Here is a 17,672-nt window from a genome sequence, read left to right as displayed (position 1 = left end):
GTTGTGTTGTTACCACTAAAATGGCCACCCAGAAGGTGGCCTTTTGCTATCACCTATAATCGCTAATTACTGAGCGTCACCCAACGACAACAGGGTGGCATTACCGCCAATGGCTGTGATGTTATTGGTTCGGGTTTTCTCGGTCATAAAGCGTGGCAGATAGTGTGGGCCACCGGCTTTGGGTCCGGTTCCGGATAATCCCTGACCACCAAATGGCTGCACGCCTACTACCGCACCAATCTGGTTACGATTGATATAAACGTTACCCACATTTACTTTATCGGCAATCTCTAATGCTTGTCCTTCATTACGGCTGTGGATCCCTAATGTCAGCCCAAACCCAGTGCTGTTGATATCATCGATGACTTGCTGGAGTTCGCTGGCTTTGTAACGGATCACATGCAGGATCGGGCCGAAGTTTTCCTTCTCCAGTACTTTGATGGAGTTGATTTCCACCGCAGTAGGGGCAACGAAATGACCGTGCTCAAAACCCGCAGGCAGGGCAACCTGTTTGATCAGTTTGCCCGTCTGTTTGATGTGCTCAATATGGGCATTGAGGTTAGCTTTGGCGGCAGCATCAATCACCGGTCCCACATCGGTTTTCAGCTCCCCTGGGTGCCCAAGCGTCAACTCTTCCATAGCGCCTTTGAGGATCTCGATAACGCGCTCTGCAATGTCTTCTTGCACATACAATACTCGCAATGCTGAACAGCGTTGGCCTGCGCTGGTAAAGGCCGAGGCTATCACATCGTTGACCACTTGCTCTGGCTGCGAGGTGGAGTCCACCACCATGGCATTCTGGCCGCCAGTTTCAGCGATTAACGGAATAATAGCGCCTTCACGTTCTGCCAGAGTCCGGTTAATAGCCTTAGCTGTTGCAGTGGAACCGGTAAAACAAACGCCGCCAATCCGTGGGTCTGCTGTCAGGGCGGCACCGACTTCAGCCCCCTTACCGGGCAGCAGTTGCAACACATTGACAGGTATTCCGGCTTGGTGAGCCAGTTGTACGGCACGATAACCAATAATGGAGGTCTGTTCGGCAGGCTTTGCTACCACCGTATTGCCAGCCGCCAGTGCCGCTGCAATTTGCCCGAGGAAAATCGCCAGAGGGAAATTCCAAGGACTGATGCAAACAAAGACGCCGCGACCTTGCAGGAATAGTTCATTTAATTCGCCAGTTGGTCCCGGCAGCAGCTCCGGTTTTGCCATCAGTTTTTTGGCTTGAAGTGCGTAATAACGGCAAAAATCCACCGCTTCGCGCACTTCATCAATGCCATCTTGCAGACTCTTGCCTGCTTCGCGGGTACACAAAGCAATTAGCTCTTCACGGTTTTCTTCTAGCAGATCTGCCAGCTTCTGCAATGCTGCAGCGCGGTTTTCAACGGGCGTCCGACACCATTGTGGAAAAGCAGAAACCGCATTTGTGATGGCTTGTTTAACACTAGCACTATCGGCCCACACGACTGTGCCCACTTGCTCTTGAGTGTTATAAGGGCTAACGACTGGTTGTGGGGTGCCGCCCAGGGTTTCTCCGCCTACTAGCGGTCCCGCCTGCCATTGTTGTTGCTGGAAAGGTTCGAGTGCTTTGAAGAACGGCTCGGCTTCAGAGATGATATTCATATTCAGACCTTTGGAGTTCTTGCGCGCATTCCCGTATATGTCTGCGGGCAGCGCGATATTATTATTGGCCAGCGAGGCGTAATTGCGGGCGGTTACCACTGGGTGTGTGACTAACGATTCGATAGGGGTCTTGGGATCCACTAGCTTGTGCACAAAGGAGGAGTTAGCGCCATTTTCCAGCAAACGGCGAACCAGATAAGGCAGTAGATCTTTATGGGCACCAATCGGTGCATAAATGCGCACTGGCCGCTGACGGTTTTCTGCTAACAGTGTATCGTACAGCTCCTGTCCCATCCCATGCAGCCGCTGGAATTCAAACTGCCGTTCACCGGCCATATCGCTGATTGCCGCCACAGTTTGGGCATTGTGAGTGGCAAACTGGGGGTAGATGGCGCCTTCGGTACGCGCTGACAACAGGTAACGGGCACAGGCTAAATAAGACAGATCGGTATTTACTTTACGGGTATACAGCGGATAACCGCGCTCACCCGCCTGCTGCGCCCATTTCAGTTCGCTATCCCAGTACGCACCTTTTACTAGGCGCACGGGAATGATATCGCCTTGGGTTTTTGCCAGCTTGGTAATCCATAACAGTACCGGTAAGGTCCGTTTGGAATAAGCTTGTACCACCAGACCTAACAGGCCCCAACCTTTGGCGGCTTCTGACTGATACAGCTGCTGGAACAATTGCAGCGACAATTCCAACCGGTCCACTTCTTCTGCATCAATAGAAATGCCCACATTTAGTGCCCGCGCTTGTTCTATCAGTTTGATAACAGTGGCATACAACTCGCTCATCACCCGCGCTTTGTTCGCCACTTCATAACGTGGGTGCAATGCCGACAGTTTGATGGAAATCGTGGGCCTGGGCGCGTCGTTTTCATCATATTCTTGTGCGCCTAATTCATTGATAGCGTGGGAGTAATCCGTATAGTACTTCTGCGCGTCCTGCATGGTGAGCGCTGCTTCACCCAACATATCGTAGGAGTGGGTATAGCCTAGTTTTCGTTTGGCTTCGCTGTTTTTCAACGCTTCTTTGACGGTGCGTCCCAGCACAAATTGCTTGCCCATGATTTTCATGGCGGCATACATGGCTTGACGAATTACTGGTTCGCCAAGGCGATTGACCAGTCGTTTCAGCAGATGACTTGGTGTCCCGTCAATATTGCGATCCAGTTTGATAATTTTGCCCGTCAGCATCAGTCCCCAGGTTGAGGCGTTAACTAGCACGGAATCACTTTTTGATAGGTGTTGGTCCCACTTGGCACCGGAGAGTTTATCTTCTATCAAGGCATCGGCGGTTTCACTGTCAGGGATCCGCAGCAGCGCTTCAGCCAAGCACATCAGGATAATCCCTTCCTGTGTCTCTAGGCTGTATTGTTGTAAAAAGGCATCAATGCCAACCATCATGCCTTTTTTATCGTATTGACGAACTCGGGTAACCAGATCATGTGCCCGCTGAGTAACACGTTCGATAGTGGCATCATCAGCGGGGATAAGTTTCAGTAGATCGGACAGATATTCTGCTTCGTCAACAATATAGTTGTCACTGATAGCGGAAAAGAGATCGTCGAGATTGGCATTATCATAATAGCCAGCCAGTACTTCACTCGCTTTAAACATAATTATCGCTTCCATCCAAGCCGGTTAGGCAGTTAAGGGCTGCGGAGCATCTCAGACGCAAAGGGCGCTTATCGTTGTTGTATACCATTAAGAAGGCGCTTGCGCGCGCCGATTATACAAGTAAAGTGTGAGCTATGGCACTGTCTGGAAATGAAATGTGACAATTGTTTAAAAAGTATGTTTATCAATTGGTGTTACTGCACATATAAAAAGGCCGCTGTTTGAATTCAGCGGCCTGTCAGCAAAATTGTACGCTTTACATCCAGCGATCACGACGGCGCCGTTGCGGCCGTGGCAGATAGACCAGGATCACCCCAAGGATCAGACCGCCTGCCGCGATTAGCCCGCCTTGCTGCCACATATGGAAGCGGGCAGTGTCCTGTATGTTATCTACCTGAGCCAGCGCTGCATCTCTCTCGGTAGTGGCTTTTTGTAACTCTGCTTCAGTTTTACTCAGTTTCGCCTGAAGGCTATTGAGCTCATCTGAGACATTGTTGTTCTGGCTGGAAATTGACTGGAGTTTGGTTTGCGCAGCGGCCAATTGTGTTTCCATATCCGCCATGCGATAGCGCATCGATACCTGTTGCTGTAGTTTATCGGTACGAATCCAGCCTTCACGGCCTTTGTGATCAACAATCTTAGAAAATTCGCCTTCGGTTTCCGGCATCAGTGTAATCTTCTCTCCGGCTTCAATGCTGCCGATAATGCGGTACTGACTGCCCGGACCGCCATGAATATAAATGTAAATATTATCAGAGATATAGCGGGTCTGACCATCAGCCAGTAATGAAGGGGAAAGGAGCAGGGCTCCCATTAGCATCAGCACTCTCAGCACGGTAAATCTTCTCTGTCGCAGAATATTGTCAACATGCTATGGATTTGTGCTTGTCAATGCAAGAGGGAAGTCAGTTGACTTCCCTCATATCTTGCTGATTTACCGCAGATTGCACGGAATAAATTAGTTGAAAATACCTTTGATGGTAAAGAAAAACAGGATAGATAATCCTGCGCCTGCTGGTAAGGTCACCACCCAGGACACGACAATATTACGCACCACCCCAATATTAATCGCAGCAATACCACGGGCCATTCCCACGCCAAGTACTGCGCCCACTAAGGTCTGGGTAGTGGAAATTGGTAAACCTGTACCAGAAGCAATCACCACAGTGCTGGCAGCCGCTAACTCAGCAGCAAAACCACGGCTGGGTGTCAGATGTGTAATATTCTTGCCTATGGTTTGCATAACCCGTTTACCAAAAATCGCCAGACCCAACACAATACCCAGTCCACCCAACGGCAGGATCCACCAAATCAGCGGTGACTTGGCGCTGATAATACCGCCACTGTTGACGACGGAGACCACGGCAGCCAATGGGCCGATAGCGTTAGCAACATCGTTAGAACCATGTGCAAACGCCATACAGCACGCAGTCATCAACATCAGAATGGCAAATACCTTTTCAACGTTATTAAAGTTGGTCTGTTTGCTGGGGGTACTGGAGAGATGCAAGCGGGAGATGGCAATTTTACCGGCGATACCTATGAGCACTGCAATCAGTATTGCAAGCATGTAAGCCTCTCCGGTCGAGACTTTAAAACCTACATGCTTAAGCCCTTTGGTAATCGTCACCAGTGACATCACAAAGCCCGCAAACGCCATGTAAAAAGGCACATAACGTTTGGCATTCGCTAGAGGGTTGTCAGTGTTGAATATCAGTTTTTGAACGCTTTGGAAAATGCAGAAGGCGATAAAGCCAGAGATGGCGGGGGTGACTATCCAGGAACCTACGATACCGGTGACCTGACTCCAGGCTACCGAGTCGGGGCCCACTCCCACCGCCGCAAAACCAATGATGGCACCGACGATGGAGTGGGTGGTCGACACCGGCCAGCCAAGGGCCGACGCTACCACCAGCCAGATACCGGCGGCTAATAATGAGGCAATCATGCCATATACCAGCAACTCAGGTACTTCCGTAAAATAGGAAGGATCAATAATCCCGTTGCGAATGGTGCTGGTCACTTCACCGCCAGCCAGATACGCACCCGCGAATTCGAAGATCATGGCAATAAAAATTGCCTGTTTGATGGTAACGGCGTTAGCCCCTACCGAAGTACCCATCGCGTTGGCTACATCGTTGGCTCCGATGCCCCAAGCCATCAGAAAGCCGAAAACGGCCGCGGTACCTATAAGCCAGGGCCCGCTAGTGATTAATACATCAACCATGCTGTATAACCTTGTATACCTTTTATTATTAGACGCGAGCCAGCATCAGCTCGAGGCGGGAACCTACACGCTCGGCAAGATCTGCCAGGTCTCCTACCCATTCAATAATTTTGTAGAGGAACATGACGTCGATGGGGTTTAACTCCAATTCAATGGCGAATAACTGTCGACGCACCTGGATCTGCAACTCGTCGGTGTCTTCTTCCAACACGTCGAGTTCACTGATCATCTTGGCTACCAGATCTACCTCGCGGCCACGAAATCCCGCTTCCAGCAGATCGTCCAGTTCATTAATGGCTTCCTTGGCCAGCGCTACTGCATCGAGACAACGTTGCAGATATGCGAGGAAAGGGGTCTGGATGACTTCAGGAACCAATAATTCACGGCCGATGATGCGGCCTGAAATGTCTTTGGCTTTGTTGGCGATTTTGTCCTGTTGGGTTAACAGTTCCAGCAGGTCAGTACGTTCAACCGGCATAAATAAACCGCCGGGGAGGGTGAGACGTATTTCACGTTTCAGATTGTCAGCGTCTTTTTCTTCCTGACTAATTTTCTTCCGGATGGCAACAGCACTGTCCCAATCCTTTGCGAACGTTGCTTCAAAAAAAGGGACCAGCAGCGAAGCACAATCAAAAACCTTATCGATGTGCTCTTGCAGAGGCTTGATCGGCGATTTTGCAAACACGCCTAAAATAGAGTTTACTGGCATAGCCGTTTACCTATTAGCTCATTCCACTATTGGAAACGCGGACGGAATGGTACCTTAAGCGTCCGCGTATTGAAACTGTGTTTTCACTGAAAATATGACAGCTTTTATACAATTGGGCTATATATCACCCGGCGGAAATATTAAGACAGTTTTATGACAGCAATATGACATTGTGCTCTCATGATGACGCATTGATGAATTTTTAATGACAAAACAGGTTGTTTTTCCAATGGAAAATGACGGAAATCATACAGAAATTGAACTTAAGTTGTTCATTCTGCCACAGTACCAGCAACCCCTGATCACCTTTCTTAATCAACTTCCCGGCAGTCAAAGCAAAGGTTGCCGCCAGTTAACTAACCGTTATTTTGATACGCCGGGGCTGGCGTTGCGGCGAATGGATATGGGGCTGCGCGTGCGCGGCTGTGACGGTAACTATGAACAAACTATCAAGACCGCTGGCACTGTAGTGGGAGGCCTGCACTCTAGGCCGGAATATAACATTGATATCAACGGCACAACGCCTGTGCTAGCGTTGTTCCCGGCAGAGATTTGGCCGCAAACACAAGATATTGCGGCATTGCAACAGCAGCTACACTGTCTGTTCAGTACCGATTTTCAGCGCCATTGCTGGTGGGTACAAGAAGGTGCCAGCCTCATCGAAGTGGCGCTGGACCAAGGCGTGATTGCCGCTGGCAACCAACGTGAGCCTTTATGTGAGGTGGAGTTTGAACTTATTTCCGGTTCAGCCGCTGACCTGTTGCCGTTAGCTCAGAAAGTGGCGCAGCAATTGCCGCTGCGGCTCGGAAGAGCCAGCAAAGCGCAACGCGGCTATCGCCTAGCGCAGCAAGGGCGTGCGCGGCCGTTAGATACTTTGCATGATATCCCCTTGCCTATCGGCGGTGATGTTAACGCCGGTCTGACTGTTATCGTTGAAACCGCCATAGAACGGTGGCAGTTGTTGGAAGAAAGGTTACAGCTATCCTTGGATAACGTTGTGCCGCAAGCCGCATTATGGCAGCAACTGCGTGATTGTGTGCGCCTGTTGCGTCTAGTACTGACACAATTTGCCTTGCATAACGATCTAACCCTTAATGGTTTTGCTTGGTTGGAATCGCAGTTGCGCTTTATTGACGATGCGCTTGAACTGGCTTATCTGTGCGCCGTGCCACAGCCATTGCAAGAGGCTGGGCAAGGTCAGGAGATAGCCTTCTTGGCGCAGGCGTCGCTGCAACAGCTGGATGTTGCGGGACACTTAAAAGCATTATGGCAGGACAGTCGCTACGGCGTGTTGCAGTTGGCATTGGTCCGGCTGTTATTCGATTTGCAACGGCGACAGCTGTTGCCGTCAGTTACCGAGGATTTACCGAACGTCAGCGGCAAGTTGTTGGAAGGCTTCTGGCAGCAGTTACAGGCGTTCATGTCGGCAAAAGCGGGGGCGACTGCGCAGTATCTTGCGTTAGCCGATGTACTGGAACAAGGGCACTTGCTTGGGGTGGCTTTCGGTCATTTGTACCCCAACGCTGCACGCGATAAATTTTGTGCACAGTGGCAGGATGTGAACCAACAAATAGTGTTGCTCGGTGCCTGTCGCCGAGCTACGCAGTTGCTGCCTGCCGCTACCGCTGCATTAAACGACATACAGCATGGTTTGGGTTTATCGATTGAACGGTCGTGCCGAGAAGCGTTGCAGCAAACACCTTATTGGCGTTGAATCAGCGAGGCGGCAGGTTGCCGCCTTATTTATGCTGCTGCGCTGTCAGTTGTTGTTTGAGGGCAGTGATCTCCTGCAACATCTGCTGCTGGTTATGTTCCATTCGCTGCAGGACATCATCAAGCTGGTGTTTGAATGCTTGTCGTTGGTTTTCCAAATTTTCCTGTTCATCTGGCGCGACGAACAGGGACGCCATATAACCGGATATCACGCCGAAAAAGCTGACGCCGCAGAGGATCACCAACCCGCCAATCACATGACCAATGGTGGTGACCGGATAAAAATCACCATAACCAACGGTTGAGATAGTCACCAATGACCACCAGATGGCATCTTCCGCAGTTTTAATATTGGCACCGGGTTCGCCGTTTTCTACCAACAATATCAGCACTGAAGCAAATGCCACGATGGTAACCATCGCCAGCAACAGACTGGCCAATGTTGTTTGACGCCGCTGTTTTAGCAGTGAGCCCAAGATAGAGCGGCTCATCCGCAGCAGCCGGATGACTCGTAAAATCTGGAATAATCGGGCAAAGCGCAAGGGTTCTATGGCGGGAATACTGGCGACAAAATCGATCCAGTGTTCTTTTAAAAACAATGACTTGTTATCAGACCTTAGCAAGCCAACGAAAAAATTGATCAGGAAGATGCAACAGATACTGGTGTCAATAAAAAACAGTAGCTTACGGGTTTCCTTGTCCATTGGCAGTAACGCCATACACAGGATCAACACCACTGAAAACAGCGATAGCAGCATCATCACCAGTTCGAATGGCGACAACTGAATATTGTTAGCCCAGCGTCCTTTCAATTTCATGCGCGATTCCAGGGGAAAATCTGTGCGGTAACAACAGGGTAGAAAAGTTACCGCGCCCTGTAAATGTCTGGATTACGACTTATCGTCAACAAAGTTAACCAGATCTTCCAGTACCCGCCGTTTGATTTCCAACTGAGATTCTGGTGGTAAACCGTATTTTTCTGCCAGTTGTACATAATCTTCGGCGCTCAATGAAACAGTCAGACGTGGTCGTTTAGGCCTTTTAGCCACGCTCAGTCCGAGGATCATGCGGATTTGATCAGATGGGCTTACGCCCGTATCCAGGGCGGCTTTACGGATGGAGTACTGAAAGCGCTCATCCAGGTCAAACGCTACCTGTGTTGCTTTGGCAGCTTTTTGGTTTTGCAGCCATTTCTCTGGAAACGGGTGGTTTTTACTCATCTGGCACTACTCTCCTGGCCAATACTCTCGAATATCGGATAACGGGCGGTAAAGGGTCAGCAACACGTCGGTATCTCCGTCTTGATAGACTTCGATATCGACTGCTCTGCTTTCGTCACCATCCAATAACTCGTAGGCTTCAAATGCGTCACCTGGGTTATTTTCCATAAATTGCGACGGTTTACCATGACGATAATCCTGTCGATGAAAATATCCGAATTGGGCAAAGGTAACCTGATGATATTCGTCAGCCAACCACTGTGCATAGGGTTCTGTGGCATCCGTGAGCGGCAACGTGCGAAGAGTGGCTTTACCGGGCTCGTCAAAGATTTCAGCAAATGCGTCTAGGTCAAACAATGCTTCTACTTGTGAGCGATGCAGCTTGATGGAAAATGCCAACCAGGTTTCGTCATCCTGTTCCAGCCCCATATAAACGGCATCACCCGAGTTGCCTTTCAGCACAAACTCAGGTTCTTGGCTATGTTCATATTCGTAGGTATTGATGGCTTCTACCCTGAGTTGTTGCCCCCGCAACTGCGGGGGCAGGGCGAAACTGTCATCCAGCGTGACCATATCGCCTACACGCAGATCCATCGGCTGTGTGAGCTGACGTGTCACCGGTGCCTCTTTGCCAAACCATTTACCGATAAAGCTCATAAGTTATGAGCCTTTTTTGGCTTTCAGGCGTTCCAGTACATCGTTAGCAGAGGTTTTCTGCTCACCGATACCGGCTTCTGCCAGCTTGGCTTTCAGTGATTTATCACTGTTTTCAGTTTCCAGTTCTTCTGCCGCTTTCAAACGGTCATCAAACTGCTGCTGACGCGCTTTAATGCGTTCCAGTGAATCTTTGGCATTGAGCAGTTTTGAGTTGCTGGAAGCAAATGAGTCGGTGATAGACGCGGTAGCTTTTTGTACGCTTTCGGTGGTTTTCACCATCGACAACTGTCGCTGATAATCCGCTAACTGCCGTTCAGTTTTCTTCACCAGATCTTTCAACCGCGCGGCATGGTCGCTGAAGCTGGTATTGGCAGTCTGTTGTTCTTCTAACTGCTGTTCTAGCTCGGCAATCTTCTGCGCGACTTCCAACGCCAGCGCTTCATTGTGCTTTTCCAGCGCTTGCGTGGCATAACCTTCATGCTCGGCAATGGTGCGTTTTAAGCGTTCAATTTCGCGTGCTGCCTGCATCTCTTTGGCCATCACATCAGTCAATTCACGCTTGGCTTTGGTCAGATGTTTTTCTGCGTCACGGATCTCCTGTTCAAAGATACGGGTGGCATTGGCATCTACGATGTTTTGGCCGATTTCAGTGGCACCGCCACGGAAGGCTGTCAGAATTTTATTCAAAATACCCATGAGTAGGCTCCTTATTTTAAATAGTCGGCCATTTCGTCGATCACTTCCAGACAGTTGTCTGACAGTACCGACAGCTCTTGCTCGATCTCCAGCATGCTGGCATCCAGCGACAGAGCACCAAACAATACATATTTGTCATCAATCTTGGCGAAGGATGACAGTGGCATTGGAATGTTCAACCCCAACATGGTTTCGAACATTTCAGTGCGGCTTTCCTGTACCACTTCGTCTTCTCCCCAGAGGTAGCTGATGCACAGGATTTGATTCTCGGTTACGGACACGAAAATCGGGATCTCTTCACGGCCTACCACGTTGACTTGCAAAACTTCCACATCCCCATCAATGGGATAACAATCGAACCGCTGTCCGGTTGAGCTATTGTCGCCAAGTCCATTCAGGTGGTTGGCAATAGTGTGAATATTCATTATTGTCCTCACTGACATATTATGTCCGTGATTAAAGATAACACCGAGACATATTATGTCAAGTATTATCTCGCGTTAAAAAGTGGCGACGCCCTGACTGTCGCTCCAAGCTTGCAGATGGTAATGATACAACTGCAATGAGCCTATGGTATTCGCCTTAATTTGATCATTTTTACTGTAAAAATTTTTCGGAAATTCAAACGCTGCTCGGATAAGCCCCGGTGTCAGCCAGCTGTCATCTACCGGTAGTGTCTGCAATGTTTGTAGGCGACTGCGCGCATCTTTGCCAGTGAGGGTGCCTATGCTCCAGCCCCATTCACCAAAACTGGGCACATTGTGATGATACTGATCGACTTTGAAGCCTGCCAATGCCAAGGTTTTACCAATAGAGATAAACGCTTTGGTGGCGTGGTAGGGGGATGTGGACTGGATTCCGATCGCGCCATCGGCACTGAGCAACTGTGCCAGCTTGCGATAAAACAGGTCGGAATACAGCTTGTTGAGATCGGGATGAGATGGATCCGGGAGATCTACAATAATGGCATCGTATTTACGTCCTTGTTGGATCAGTGTATCAACGCCATTAAAGGCATCATTGAACATCACCTGTACTCGCGGATCGTTAAAGGCATTACCGTTTAAGGCCAATAATGCATGAGCCAGCCGTTTTGGCATCTCACTTGGTGGATTCTTAAATAAGGTGACCACCTCTTTATCCAGATCCAATAATGTCACTTGTTGTGGCTGCCATTTATAGATTTGCCGCAGTGCTAAGCCGTCACCGCCACCAATCACTAGCACTTTGTCATGGCGGGCACTAGCCGCTAGTACCGGATGTACCAGATAGGCGTGATAAATATGTTCGTCAATTGAGGAAAATTGCAGGCGGCCGTTGATATACATGGAATATACCGGCGGCAGATGGTTGCCCATTAATCGCTCAGTAAATGTTAATTGCTGGAAGCGCGTGGCCTTACTGTAAATAACATTGTCTTTATACAACAGGTTGTTGAACGACTGTTCCCACATTGGGCCTTTGGTCGCGAGGATTAACAGCAATCCCGTTGCCAGCAGGTGCCCGGCTAGCAGCCAGTTGGCATGCTGGATCCGCTCACGGAAACGCAAAATAAACAGCAAGCCTGCCAGTAAGTTAAAGCCCGCTGTCAGCGCCGCAGCTAACTGGGTGTCGAGCGCCAGCATAAAGGCGACCCAGATGGCGGCACCAATGCCCGCACCAATGTAATCAGCACCGTAAATGGTGCCAGCATTATGTAGCAGATGTTCATCGCTTAATGCCTGGCGCACTCGGGCGATCAGCGGGATTTCCATCCCAATCATCAAGCCCAATAATACACCCCACACATAAGGCAGGTAGACGGCGACGGATTGAAATTTACCGATAAAACCGCCATCCGGCAGTTGATCGGGGGGTAATTCCATGGTCTGGGCGATGAGTTTAGGCAATTCGTGGCCAAAACCGATGACCGCAGCGGTGATGAGTATGGCTAAGGAACCCAGCAGCGCCACACTCAGCTCCAGTCTGGCAAAACCGTCAAACGCTGATTTGATTTTGCGGGCGGCAAAGGCACCAAATCCCATCGAGACGATCATCAGACCGATCATGGTGTAGATAGCAGCTTCCAGTGCTCCCAGGATCCGCCCGGCATAATGCGACAACAGATATTCGTATATGAGACCACAGGCGGCGAGAATGCCCATGATCCCCAGCAGCAGAATGTCATCGAGTCGGGTCAGGCCATTATGGGTGACGGTTGGAGTATCCGTTGTCACAATTTACGCCATCAAACCGGTTAGGATCAGCGCGACCGCAATACTGATAGCCATTTCTACCGAAGCCAAGCCGATATTCAGTTGCCGCTCTACCTCTTCTGACAAGTCGATTTTGGCCAGCACCAACCACTTCACCACTTTTGTCAGCAACGTTAATACCAGCAGCATGATGATAGAAAACAGCAGCCATCCCAACAGGTTGCTGATATAGGCGGTTGGCGCATAGTCCATAAAGTGGCTGGCAGCATTAAAACTTAGCCCCATAGCAATCATGGTGCCGGCGTGGCGCAACGCCAATGCGGTGTTACCCTCCACCAATGCTTGTTGTAATGATGCTCCCTGATTGCGACGTGAATAGGCAATTTCAAGCCCGCGTGTCAGCAATACCAGCATCAACTGTGATACTGCAAAGGCGCTAAAAATGGCGATGAAGGTGTTGAGTGTCAAGTCTTCTGCCCACAACAACACGGCGCGGATCACCAGTGCTGTCGCTATCGCCGCGGCGGCATCCACAATGGCGACCGAAATGTTGCCTTTCAGCACTAGCGCATCTTTGTCGAACTGGTTAAGGGCTATTTTGTCATGCAGAAAGCGTCCGAGTTTGATCAGCACTAATCCGCAGATGCCATAAGCGCTCATACCAATGGCTTCTTGCACGTAGCTGTGTGCTGCAGCCCCGGTAATGGCCCCGGTAAGCACTATGCCTAACGCCGCCACGGCACCAGCAGTGCTGATCCCAAAGGCAAAATTATCACGTACGGCAAGCTCCTCGTTACTGTTGACCTTTACGCTCCAGCCCTGCATGTAACGCATCAGTGCCAGCAGGATCACCGCAATCCCAAGATCGATGGCAAGGATACCTGCCAGCTGTGATGTGATACCGAATTCCTGAAAGAGTGTCATCTTGATTCCTTTACTGTTGCTGTTTACTTACCGCGACTGATCCCACGGCTGGTGCGGAAACTTGAATTACGGAAACTGCTGTCTTTGGCATAATTAGAGCGGAACTTGCTACTCCCACTGCTACTTTTGGGGGTACGGATACTCTGCCGTGACAACGCTGTTGAGCCGGTGCGCGATTTGGCATAAGGGCTGTCGAAACGTTTCCCTTGTGAATCGAAGCGTTTTTTCGTGCGTTGATACAGCTGATCCTGGCTATTGGCCTGTTTGGGCGAAGTGTAGCGGTAGCGTCCGACATCATTGTAATAGCTGTAATCGCGGGCACGTGACCAGTTGTCGTAATAAATCGGGCGGTTAAAGAGGTTGGAGAACATGGCATACATGCCATACCACTCCCAAAACGAAGTGCCATTGGAACCGCTAGCCCAGTGACCATATGCCGGATTGCCCACCAACTGACTGCCAGGGCCGAAGTTTTGCGCATTGTTGGCAACGGTCGAGGTTTCTTTGCTGACAGCATTGACCCGCGCCAGCTTACCGTTAGACATATCGGCAACCACATTCACCTGATCGGATAGCATGTCGTTGTACTGGCTGGGATCGGTTGCCTGAAAGATATTTTTCAGCTCCTGCAACTGCTCATCCAGACCGGGAAAGTTACTGACACTGCTAGCATCTTGCAGCCGCTGTTTCAGTGAACTGAACATAGGGCCACTGCTGCCACCGTCTTTGGCCATTTCTGTCATCAGCGGTTGCAGGTCGGGCCGCTCAGATGCGAGTATCTGAGTATATTGGGTTAACAGCATGGCGTTGCGTATCTGTCCGTTGTCCAACTGCTGTGATAACTTCTGTAGTCTCTGGCTATCGAGTTGTTGTAACTGGGCTATCTGTTCGGGGCGGTCATCACCACAGGCGGTGAGAGACAACAACATGAGCACTGTGACAATACGGGTGAGTATCCCTGCCATGTTTTCTCCATCATTAGCTGTTAGACCGGCGTTCTCGCGGAATTTGTCGGGAGCATAGGCCGGACCGTCAAGTTGGTGTAATCTGTACACGAGGCAATTCCGTATATTAACAGTACCTTGCCGCAAAGATTACGGTTCGCTTGCGTGGGGCAAGCCACAATGGGGTTATCTATAACACCTTTGACATAATATGTCGAATTCAATTTCATACACTGGGAGCAATATGGGGACAACCACAGGCGAATTAAAGCCTTTTCATCCACTTCTCGAACAGGTTGCCGATAAACAGCTGCAACAGTTGCAAAGCCGCTGGCCGGACTTAGAGACAGGGTTGACCCCAGAACAACGGCACGAACTAAAGCAAGCCTTGGGGCTAAGCGATTTTGTGGCGGAACAACTATGTCGTCACCCAGAGTGGCTGTCCGAGTTTTTTGCGGAGGACTTTGCCAAGCCTGAGCGGCAATTTTTTGGTGAGCAATTGCAGCAGTTGCTGCATGACATCACCGATGAGGAGCAGACGAAGCATATTCTGCGGTTGTATCGCAACAAGCAGATGACCCGTCTGGCCTGGCGCGACTTTATGGGGCGAGCAGCGCTTGAGTCATCGCTGTTGGATCTGTCTGTGCTGGCAGAAGCGTTAATCATTGCGGCACGTGACTGGTTATATGATGAGATGTGTCGTGCTCTTGGCACGCCCTGTGACAAACAGGGGCAGCCACAGCCATTGATGATCCTAGGGATGGGAAAACTTGGCGGGCGTGAACTGAATTTTTCCTCCGATATTGATTTAATTTTTACCTTCCCGGAACACGGTGAAACTCAAGGCGGCAGACGTACTCTGGATAACCAACAGTTTTTTATCCGTATGGGGCAACGGTTGGTGAATCTGCTTGGTCAGGTGACTGCTGATGGTTTTGTGTTTCGGGTCGATATGCGCTTGCGGCCTTACGGTGATAGTGGGCCATTAGTGGTTAGTTACAGCGCCCTAGAAGACTATTATCAGGAGCAAGGGCGTGAGTGGGAACGCTATGCCATGGTTAAGGCGCGGGCGTTGGGGCCTTGGAATCGATTTTCCGATCAGCTGCATGATCTGTTACGCCCTTTTGTTTACCGGCGTTACATCGATTTTTCGGCAATAGATTCTTTGCGGCGGATGAAAGCGCTGATTGCCCAGGAAGTTAGACGTCGCCAGCTTACCGACAATATCAAGCTCGGGGCGGGGGGGATCCGTGAAGTAGAATTCGTGGTGCAGAGTTTTCAATTGATCCGTGGAGGTCGCGAACCCGCTCTACGGGTGCAGAACCTGTTTACCGCGCTCAAAACCCTCTACGAGTTAGGACAGATGGATTACCTAGCGGTTGAGGAACTGCGACAAAGCTATCAGCTGTTGCGGCGGGTAGAAAACTTGTTGCAGGCGATTGCCGATAAGCAGACACAGACATTACCTGATAACCTGCTTGACTGGCAGCGGTTGTGTTATGCGCTGGATATTCCAGAGGAAGCGCAACTGCTTGACGCCATCAATACGGCGATGCGTAGCGTCCATCGACATTTCCGCGCCGCCGTTGGCGGTGAAGAAAGCAAAGATGTGGTTAATGATTGCTGGACCGTACAGCTATGGAGTTGTCAGACACCCGAGTTAGCACAAGCCATGTTGGCCGAGCATGGTATCGAAGATACAGATTTTGCCCCGTTATTGCGCAGTTGGTGTGACAACATCAGTCATCGCACCATCGGTCCGCGAGGTCGTGAAACGCTCGATAAACTGATGCCGAAGTTGTTGGAAGAGATCGGCTTGCAGCCGTTGCCATCGCAGGCATTGAAACCGGTGTTAGGCGTGTTGGAGCAAATTCTCACCCGCACTACCTACTTGGAACTATTGTACGAAAATCCTGGAGCGCGACAGCAGTTGATCAGTTTGTGCCTTGCCAGCCCTTGGATCGCCTCCGAATTGGCACGTTTCCCGGTACTGCTGGATGAACTGATCGATCCAGCGCAGTTATATAACACCACCTCATTAGATGATTATGCCAGTGAGCTGCGTCAGTATCTGTTGCGCATTCCCGAAGATGATCTGGAACAGCAGATGGAAGCATTGCGGCAGTTCAAACTGTCACAGCAACTGAAGATTGCCGCTGCAGATGTCACCGGTGTACTGCCGATAATGGAAGTCAGTGATCATCTGACCTTCCTTGCTGAAGCCATTATTGAGCAAGTGGTACAACAGGCGTGGCAACAGGTGACTGCGCGTCACGGTGCGCCTGCAGGCTTGGCATCGGGGCAAACCGGCTTTGCGGTGGTGGGTTACGGTAAACTAGGTGGCATTGAACTGGGTTATGGTTCAGATCTGGATTTAGTCTTCCTGCATCATGGTCAAAGCGGCACGGTCACCGATGGTGAGCGGCCACTAGATGTTGGGCATTTCTATGTGAAACTGGCACAAAGGATCCAGCACCTGTTTACCACCCGCACGGTTTCCGGCACCTTGTATGATGTCGATTTACGATTAAGACCTTCCGGCGCATCGGGTCTGCTGGTCAGCAGTATTGAGGCATTCTCCGATTATCAGTTTAATGAAGCTTGGACCTGGGAACATCAGGCATTAGTGCGTGCCCGCTTTATTTATGGTGATAACAGTCTGGCGCAGCGTTTTGTGGAAATCCGTAATCAGGTATTGCAGCAACCCAGAGAAATGCAGCAACTGGCGCGTGATGTTCGGGAGATGCGGCAGAAGATGCGCGAGCATCTGTTAAAAGCGCCATCTGGAATGTTCGACCTCAAACAGAGTGCGGGAGGCATCACGGATATTGAGTTTATTGCCCAATTCCTGGTGCTGGCTCATGCCCATGAGCATCCTGAACTGTGTATGTGGTCAGACAATGTGCGAATATTTGAAGTCTTGGCCGATCTGGAACTGTTGCCTACTATGACCGCGCAATTGTTGACCCAGGTATATTGTCAGTTGCGTGATGACAACCATCGACTGACACTTGCCGGAAAACCGGGCCAGTTGGCGGTGGCAGACGTGGCGCCTCAGGTTAAGCAAGTCAGCGAGATTTATGCGCGGGTGCTGCAATTGAATGATGCTCAGCCATCAGCAGGTCAATGATGGCGGCAATAACC

The 17,672-nt window shown here is 50.3% G+C and carries 14 protein-coding genes; 2 read left to right on the top strand and 12 right to left on the bottom strand.

Going from position 1 to position 17,672, the window contains the following annotated elements; all coding sequences use genetic code 11:
* Positions 1-66 precede the first annotated feature (66 nt).
* From putA to J3L11_RS04420, 4 genes are all read right to left on the bottom strand, one after another.
* Complete coding sequence (gene putA / locus J3L11_RS04435) at positions 67-3,258, bottom strand: bifunctional proline dehydrogenase/L-glutamate gamma-semialdehyde dehydrogenase PutA (RefSeq protein WP_207570252.1); 3,192 nt, start codon at positions 3,256-3,258, stop codon at positions 67-69.
* 241 nt (positions 3,259-3,499) lie between these two features.
* Positions 3,500-4,078: a TIGR04211 family SH3 domain-containing protein gene (locus tag J3L11_RS04430; RefSeq protein ID WP_207570251.1), complete on the bottom strand. Its 579-nt coding sequence runs from the start codon at positions 4,076-4,078 to the stop codon at positions 3,500-3,502.
* A gap of 123 nt (positions 4,079-4,201) precedes the next feature.
* Positions 4,202-5,470: an inorganic phosphate transporter gene (locus J3L11_RS04425; RefSeq protein WP_207570250.1), complete on the bottom strand. Its 1,269-nt coding sequence runs from the start codon at positions 5,468-5,470 to the stop codon at positions 4,202-4,204.
* A 28-nt stretch (positions 5,471-5,498) separates the two neighbouring features.
* Entirely contained in the window at positions 5,499-6,179 is a 681-nt protein-coding gene (locus J3L11_RS04420) for a TIGR00153 family protein (protein WP_133037870.1), read from the bottom strand.
* Between the two features lie 205 nt (positions 6,180-6,384).
* Between J3L11_RS04420 and J3L11_RS04415 the strand changes: the two genes are divergently transcribed.
* Positions 6,385-7,893 (top strand): CYTH domain-containing protein, encoded by a 1,509-nt coding sequence (locus tag J3L11_RS04415; protein ID WP_207570249.1) that lies wholly within the window; start codon positions 6,385-6,387, stop codon positions 7,891-7,893.
* Between the two features lie 25 nt (positions 7,894-7,918).
* On the opposite strand, the gene J3L11_RS04410 is transcribed toward J3L11_RS04415, so the two are convergent.
* From J3L11_RS04410 to J3L11_RS04375, 8 genes are all read right to left on the bottom strand, one after another.
* Positions 7,919-8,710, bottom strand: a complete 792-nt coding sequence (locus J3L11_RS04410) for an ion transporter (RefSeq protein WP_207570248.1) — start codon at positions 8,708-8,710, stop codon at positions 7,919-7,921.
* Between the two features lie 72 nt (positions 8,711-8,782).
* Complete coding sequence (locus J3L11_RS04405; RefSeq protein WP_133037867.1) at positions 8,783-9,112, bottom strand: hypothetical protein; 330 nt, start codon at positions 9,110-9,112, stop codon at positions 8,783-8,785.
* A 6-nt stretch (positions 9,113-9,118) separates the two neighbouring features.
* The gene (locus tag J3L11_RS04400) at positions 9,119-9,769 is read right to left on the bottom strand and encodes a hypothetical protein (RefSeq protein WP_207570247.1); all 651 of its coding nucleotides are present in this window, start codon (positions 9,767-9,769) and stop codon (positions 9,119-9,121) included.
* A gap of 3 nt (positions 9,770-9,772) precedes the next feature.
* Complete coding sequence (locus J3L11_RS04395; protein WP_133037865.1) at positions 9,773-10,465, bottom strand: PspA/IM30 family protein; 693 nt, start codon at positions 10,463-10,465, stop codon at positions 9,773-9,775.
* A gap of 11 nt (positions 10,466-10,476) precedes the next feature.
* Positions 10,477-10,890 (bottom strand): DUF2170 family protein, encoded by a 414-nt coding sequence (locus tag J3L11_RS04390; RefSeq protein ID WP_133037864.1) that lies wholly within the window; start codon positions 10,888-10,890, stop codon positions 10,477-10,479.
* Positions 10,891-10,965: 75 nt separating this feature from the next.
* The gene (locus tag J3L11_RS04385; RefSeq protein ID WP_347566495.1) at positions 10,966-12,681 is read right to left on the bottom strand and encodes a polyamine aminopropyltransferase; all 1,716 of its coding nucleotides are present in this window, start codon (positions 12,679-12,681) and stop codon (positions 10,966-10,968) included.
* Positions 12,682-12,684: 3 nt separating this feature from the next.
* Entirely contained in the window at positions 12,685-13,584 is a 900-nt protein-coding gene (locus J3L11_RS04380) for a DUF350 domain-containing protein (protein WP_133037863.1), read from the bottom strand.
* 23 nt (positions 13,585-13,607) lie between these two features.
* On the bottom strand, positions 13,608-14,549 hold the full coding sequence (locus J3L11_RS04375; RefSeq protein WP_207570282.1) for a hypothetical protein: 942 nt from the start codon (positions 14,547-14,549) through the stop codon (positions 13,608-13,610).
* Positions 14,550-14,772: 223 nt separating this feature from the next.
* Between J3L11_RS04375 and glnE the strand changes: the two genes are divergently transcribed.
* Entirely contained in the window at positions 14,773-17,658 is a 2,886-nt protein-coding gene (gene glnE / locus J3L11_RS04370) for a bifunctional [glutamate--ammonia ligase]-adenylyl-L-tyrosine phosphorylase/[glutamate--ammonia-ligase] adenylyltransferase (RefSeq protein ID WP_207570246.1), read from the top strand.
* Positions 17,659-17,672 lie beyond the last annotated feature (14 nt).

The organism is Shewanella sp. 4t3-1-2LB (genome assembly GCF_017368415.1).
In the GTDB taxonomy this organism is placed as follows: Bacteria; Pseudomonadota; Gammaproteobacteria; order Enterobacterales; family Shewanellaceae; genus Shewanella; species Shewanella fodinae.
The sequence above is the reverse complement of the archived record's forward strand: the minus strand, read 5'-3'. Positions and strand labels throughout refer to the sequence as shown.